Genomic DNA, 6,947 nt, shown 5'->3' on the forward strand with positions numbered 1-6,947 from the left:
TCTCCACAGCCATGACGATCACCTAACGCGGTTCGATACCGAGCTTCTTCCGGCCCTCTCGCAGTACCTGGGTGAAGTGGGCTTCCAGTTTGCCATTGACCTTTGGGCAGTTCGACACGACCGACTCTTGGCCGCGCCGGAGTATGAAAACTGACTTTCGTCGGAGGGGTTCATGAAAACTCTGTTGGTTCTGTTAGTGTTCACGCTCTGGAGCGCAAGCCCGAGCCAAGCTCAAACACCCTTTTATCAAGATAAAACCATCACCGTGGTCTTGGGCGGCCCTCCCGCCGGCTCGGCCGACCTGCGCACCCGCGCCGTGGCCAATCTTTGGCGCAAGCATATTCCGGGCCTGCCGCTGATTTCATCTGCTTTAACGCAGACACCTCCCGATACTTCATTAATTCGCGCGTCTTGGGACGTTCAAGCAGACTCTGAGAACGAGGCAAATCTTGGTTGCGTTCCTTTGGTGACGCTGGTATTTGTTCGAAGATTTAGCGAGGCAACTTCAACACGGGGACCTTTTTCCGGGCATGAATTACTCCAAAAGTCTGTGACCGCGCGGTCCGTTTTTTGTTTAAGAGATGCTGGGCTACTACGCAACCTTCATTCTACTCGCACCGCTTCTGGCCGGGTTGAGCGCCGGCCTGTTTGGCCGCGCCCTCGGTCCCAAGCTTGGACTTGTCGGCGTCGTTGCCGATGTCATCGCTTTCGTTTTCGCTCTGTTAACCCTCATCGAAGTCCCCACCAACGGATCGCAGACGATCTATTTCAGTCACGCCAGAGATGCCTATTTTCAATTTGGCTTCCGTCTCGACCGGCTCACGGCCGTGATGCTGGTGCACATCGCCGCCATCAGCATGCTGATCCAGATCTTCTCGACTCGCTATATGCAGCAAGAGTCTGGCTACGGCCGCTATCACAGCTATCTGGGCTTGATAACCTTCGTGCTCTTCGGCATGGTTTCAAGCGCCAATCTGTTGCAGCTTTTTTTATTTTGGCAGTTGATCAGTTGGTTCCTGCCTCTGCTTTCCTACAACTACGCCCATGCGCCGACGGCGCGCGGCGCGTTCCGCACCTTTATTATACAGCGTTTCGGCGATGCTGCTTTCCTCGCCGGGGTGATCGTCGCCGCTTCCCTGTACGGTACGCTCGACTTGCAGGAGATCTTCGAACGCGCCGCCAGGACCCAAAGCCTGCTGGCACTTTGGCCCAATGGTTTCGCGATCCAGGCCAATACCGTCATCTGCCTGCTGATTTTTGTCGGCGCCATGAGCAAGTCAGTGCAATTTCCGTTGCACATGTGGCTACCTGACGCACTCTACGCACCGACTCCGGTAACCGCCTTGTTGCACGCCGGCATTATCAATGCCGGAGGTTTCCTCTTGGCCAGAATGGCACTTCTGTACGATACCAGCCCGATGACGCTGCATATCGTTTTTGTTATCGGTGTGCTCACGGCGATTCTTGGTTCGTCGTTGATGCTGGTGCAAAACGACATCAAACAAACCTTGGGCTATTCCACCATCGGCCAGATGGGTTTCATGATCATGGAGTGCGGCCTGGGCGCTTACGGCTTGGCAATTTTTCATCTGATCGCCCACGGCCTGTTTAAGGGCACGTTGTTTTTGAACTGCGGCGGCGTCATTCACGCGGCGCGCCAGGAACCAAAGCTGTCCCACAAACATGCGCCTGATAAGACAACCGAGTTTTCATCGCTCACATGGATTACCGGCCTTGCCGCGACGCTAATCCTTCCTATAGTTATTCTGCTTGGCGCGCATGGGGTGTTAAGAATACCGCTGGCGGAATCCCACGGCGCGACGATATTTCTGTTCTTCGGCTGGGCCACGTCCGCGCAAGCCATTCTGACTCTCTATCGGTTGCAGGCGGTGGCTTCCTGGAAAGTTGCCGCGACCATGCTGGTCACGCTGTTCGTCGTGGTCACCACTTATTTGTTTGCCGAAAAACGCTTTACCTATTTTCTCTCCCCGACCCCTGGGGAAGTAGAGCGTCACTTTAAGGCCGGCGCCTTGCCGCCCTGGTTGTTCGAGTCCATCGTCGCCGGGTTCGCGCTCCTGATCATCTACAGCTGGTATTTGATTTATGTGCACAGCCATGGTCGCAGGGTGCGCCTGCCGACCTGGGTTCGACGCGGGCAAGTGCGTCTCTACCTATTACTCTTGAATCGCCTCTATCTCGATGGTTTGGCGCTGCGCCTCGGCAATTTTTGCCGTCTAAAGACTCGCCGGCTCAGTGACAGTCAGCCGTTTCACTACTTCGTTATTTTGCTTGCTGTCGGCTTGGCCGCCGCTGCCGGTCCGTCATTTGTCGATCTGTCCCTCCCCCAAGCTGCGGCAATTATTACTAGCGCTTTGCTTTTGCCGCTGTTCCCGTTGCAGTGGAGCTACGTCGCGCTGCTCATCCGCTTGCCGGCTGCCGGTGCCGGCGCTTTGGCCATCGGTTTGCCATTAGCAGGGTTGCTTATGCTGGCTAACTTCACCGCCGGCGTTCCCGTGGCGTCGATCCGAGCTTTGAGCGTGCTGGCGCTGTGCGGGTCGCTCTTCGCTTCGCTCAAAGCTCTCGCGCAGCGTGACCTTCGGCCAATGATTGCCCAGGGGAGCGTGGCTTTCTTCGCGATTTTCTGGTGGCGCTTCGGCGCCACCGGCCGGATGCCATTGGAAAGCATTGTCTACATTGCCTCCATCGCCTTGCTGACCGCGGCGCTATTATCGGCCGCGCACTACTTGAGCGCGCGCTACGGCGAGCTGACCCTGGACCGCATGCATGGGCTGGCGCGGCCCATGCCCCTCTTTGCGACTCTATTGGCGCTACTGGTGATGTGTGCCATCGGAGTCTTTCCGCTGGGTCTTTTTTCGTCTTACCTGACGTTACTGCTGCGGCCCGGGATAACCATCTCGTGGGCCGTCGTTGTAATTGTGCTCACCTGGTTTTTCGCTTCCTGGTATCTCTTCAGAATGATGCAGCGGCTTCTCTTCGGCCCCCATCGCGAGGATGTTGCCTATGTCGACCTGGAGCCCCGTCAAGCGTTGGCTTTCGGCGCTGTCCTCCTGCTGCTCATCGTTTTGAGCTTCGCGCCGCGTTATCTATCGGCATCAAATCTAACCGCCAACGGGCTGCGCGCCGCTTTGGAGCATTACCGGTGGTAGCGCAAATCGCAGCGCCGTACAGCGAAGTGCAGCGCATGGAGCTGCGCGGGCAGATCCAGCTGGCCAGCGAGATCATCTCCTACTATTGGCCCATGCGCACCTTCGTGCATCACAATCCACTGCATGGACTAGAAGAGTTGCCTTTCGACGAAGCGGTTGAGCGCGGCGAACAGCATCGAGGCGGCAAGGGCTATCTGCCCTTGGCCCTGTTCCGCGACTACTATCGCTCCGGCAGAATTCAGCGGCGTCACCTCGACGAAGCCCTGAAATTCCAAGTCACACCGGCGACCATCGAATGCGAGGGCCGCGCGATCTCGCACCTGGAAGTCTTGCGGGCTCAGCTGCTGCACAGTCTCCCGGCGCCCGCTAAAGATCGGCTCGACGACTTGCTCAAGAACCATCCAGATCACAAAGTGATCTCGGCGCTGGCAACTCAACTCGAAGCTTCGCTGCCGCCTCGAACCCAAAGGCCGGCATCAAGCCGCGCTGAAACGTTATCGAGCTGGTGCGACCGCACCTTCGGCACCCAGATCACCGAGCAAATTAACCGCGAATTGATCAAATGGTGCGAAGCGTTTTTGGACGAAGGCCACGCCACCTGGGCCATGCCTCGCCGCGAGGAAGGGTTCTATCACGCCTGGAAATATCTAGCGCAGCGCGAGTGGTCGCCCTGCGGCATCGACAACAATCAGGAAAAGATTGACGACCTGTCGCCGCGTCCCGAAGACGCGCTGCTCGAAAGTCTAGCGGCGCTCGGCATCGCCGCCCCGGCATGGCAGGACTATCTGTCACTTCACCTTGCAGCGCTGTCCGGCTGGGCCGGTTTCATCAAGTGGCGCGCCGATCAGACAGAGTACGACTGGCAGCGCGCTTTCCCGATTGACCTCGTCGAATATCTCGCGGTGCGTCTATGGTACGAGCGCGAATTGGTGCAGATGACCTGGGAAAACAACCTAGGAGTCACCGGCAGCATCGACGCCCTCCGCGCTCGGTTCGCTTCGGAAGCTGCTCTAAGCGCAACGCCTGCAGACAGGAGCGAAATTGACAGACCCGGCGCTTTGAGTGCCGCCTGGCGCTTGGTCGCGTTGGCACGGGCATTGGAGCTTGAGCCTGCGTCCCTGGCCAACAGCGCGAGCGATCACCTATCGACTCTGCTCCAATGGCTCGAAAGCTTCGCCGAACCGCAACAGGGAGGGGTTTGGCTGCGGGCTTTCGAGGCGGGCTACCGTGAGGCGCTGATCGAGAGGGTCAGCGCCAGCCAGGCTTTGAACTCAGACCCAAACTCGCCGCACCGCTCCGCGCCACAATCAGACACGCCGGGCGACTTTACGGTTCGCCCGCAAGCCCAGTTAGTGTGTTGCATCGACGTGCGCTCCGAGCCGCTGCGGCGCCACTTCGAAGCGACCGGCGACTATGAAACCTTTGGCTTCGCCGGTTTTTTCGCCGTTGCCATCCGCCATCGATCGCTTAACAGCGAGCGGGAAACCGACCAGTTTCCGGTGATCTTGAAAAGCAAGAATCTGGTGCGCGAAATACCGCGCAGCTATCAGGGTCAGTATCTGATGCGGCTGCAGCACCGCGAACGGTTAGTCGAAGCCGGTCATACCTTGCTCTACGATCTTAAAGGCAACGTGATCACACCCTACGTCATGATCGAATCGCTCGGTTGGTTTTACAGCCTGCCGATGTTTGGCAAGACGCTCTTCCCCAACTGGTATGGCAAGGCGACCGAATGGCTGCGCCATAAACTGGTACCGCCGGTGGCAACCACGCTGACGGTGGACAAACTCTCGCGCCAAGAAGTCGAAGAGATGATCGCCAGCGAGCAGCGCGCGACGACGCGCCGTGCGCTGCAAGAAAAGTTTGGCGAGCGCAATCTCAATCTTTCGCTCGAGCGGCTGGAGTTTTTGCGCCGCCGCGCGCTCGACGAGGCGAGTGCTGGCGAACCGTCGCCCCAGGCACGTTCTACCGCGCTTTCTCCTGAAGAAGAGACCCACTTCGTCGAAGACTTGCGGCGCGACTACGGCATCAACGAAGGCGCGGCTTTCGCGCGCATGGAGCGCATCACCCGCACCGGCTTCACGCTGAACGAGCAGGTGCTCACCGTCGAGACCGCGCTGCGCATGATGGGCCTGGTGCGCAATTTTGCCCGCCTCGTGCTGCTCTGCGGCCATGGCAGCGCCTCGGAGAACAACCCCTTCGAAGCAGCGCTCGATTGCGGCGCCTGCGGCGGCAACCCGGGCAAGCCCAACGCCCGCGTGTTGGCGACCATGGCCAACAAACCTTTAGTGCGGCAGCAGCTGGCGAAGAACGGCATTGCGATTCCGCCGGATACCTATTTCATTGCCGGCCAACATAACACGACGACCGACGACGTGGAGCTTTTCGATCTCGAGGACCTGCCGCCAACGCATAGAAAAGATGTCGTGCAGCTAATTCGCGATTTTGCCCGCGCGGGGGAGTTGAGCAGTCAGGAACGCTGCGCCCGCTTTCCCGAGATCGGCAGGAAGTTGCACAGCCCCAAGGCTAAGCGGCTGGTGCGCCGGCGCAGCAACGACTGGAGCCAGGTGCGGCCGGAGTGGGGTCTATCGCGCAACGCCGCGTTTATCATCGGGCGGCGCGCGCTGACCCGCGGTATCGATCTTGAGGGGCGCGTTTTTCTCCATTCCTATGATTACCGCGAAGATCGCGACGGCCGGCTCCTGGAGGCAATCATGAATGGCCCGCAGATCGTCGCCCAGTGGATTAACATGGAGCATTACTTTTCAACGGTCGATCACGACGTCTACGGCGGCGGCAGCAAGATCTATCACAACGTCGCGGGCCGCATCGCGGTCATGTCCGGCCCGCAAAGCGACCTGCGCACCGGCCTCGCCTGGCAGACGGTCATGAGCGGGTCGCGTCCCTATCACGAAGCGATGCGCCTATTCACATTGATCGAGGCGCCGCGCGAGCGCATCGAGGCGATCGTCGATCGCCAGCGACCTCTGCGCCGCCTTTACGATAACGAGTGGCTGCACTTGATTGCCATCGAACCGAAAGAACATGCTTTCCATGCGTATGTGCCAAGACAAGGCTGGCAACCCATCGACCGGCCCAAAACCAAAGGAGGACGGACATGAGCGACCTGACGCTTCACGCGATGAAAGAGATCAGGATCATCATCGAAGGCGAGCAGCTGAAATTCGCCACCGACTTGCTGGACAAAAAAGCCACCGGCTACACCATCATCCACAACATCTCCGGCAAGGGCCATCACGGCTTTCACACATCGCACACGATGTTCAATGAGATGGACAGCATTGTCATGCTCATGACTGTCGTGGCGCCGGAAAATGTCGAGCCGATTTTGGCGGGATTGAAGCCGCTGTTCGCCAAACACACGGGCGTTATGTTCGTCTCCGACGTGGCCGTGAGCCGGCTAGAGTACTTTTCGACGCCGGCCAAAGAAACCTAAGCGGCGGTGGATGGGCGCTGGCAGGTTGCTGAACGAATTCTTCTCAATGACCTCAACCTAAGATCCGTTCGCCCCTTCGGCAGGCTCAGGGCAGGCTCTGAGCCAGTCGAAGGGCTCCGAAGAGCTTTTCAGGAGCCCGCTAGGCTAGACCAACATCGTCAGGGCCGCCGCGGCCAACCCTAGCCTCTATGTTGCCATGGCATTGGCGATTACCTTTCCGTTTAATGTGTCGCAGAGCTTGCGGCTGCGTGACCTGCAAATTGCCTCTAACCTGGTCCAGTTTGCCCAGACTGACCGCGCGGTAGATCATCGCCTCACAGCTA

3 protein-coding genes and 1 pseudogene are annotated in these 6,947 nt (G+C 58.7%); all 4 read left to right on the plus strand.

Annotated elements, in window-relative coordinates:
* Window positions 1-581 precede the first annotated feature (581 nt).
* Window positions 582-2,222: pseudogene (locus FJ145_26275) on the plus strand (NADH-quinone oxidoreductase subunit L).
* Between the two features lie 938 nt (window positions 2,223-3,160).
* Window positions 3,161-6,289: a DUF2309 domain-containing protein gene (locus tag FJ145_26280; protein MBM4264918.1), complete on the plus strand. Its 3,129-nt coding sequence runs from the start codon at window positions 3,161-3,163 to the stop codon at window positions 6,287-6,289.
* Window positions 6,286-6,624, plus strand: coding sequence for a P-II family nitrogen regulator (locus FJ145_26285; protein MBM4264919.1), 339 nt, complete (start codon window positions 6,286-6,288; stop codon window positions 6,622-6,624). Before FJ145_26280 ends, FJ145_26285 begins: the two co-directional genes overlap by 4 nt.
* Window positions 6,625-6,778: 154 nt before the next feature.
* A partial coding sequence (locus tag FJ145_26290) for a hypothetical protein (GenBank protein MBM4264920.1) occupies window positions 6,779-6,947 on the plus strand: 169 nt, incomplete at its 3' end.

Source organism: Deltaproteobacteria bacterium (genome assembly GCA_016874755.1).
GTDB lineage: Bacteria > Desulfobacterota > Binatia > UBA9968 > UBA9968 > DP-20.

Excerpts from the sequence above, each read along its gene's own strand:
- FJ145_26285 (MBM4264919.1), top strand. The coding sequence starts at position 6,286 with ATGAGCGACCTGACGCTTCACGCGATGAAAGAGATCAGGATCATCATC.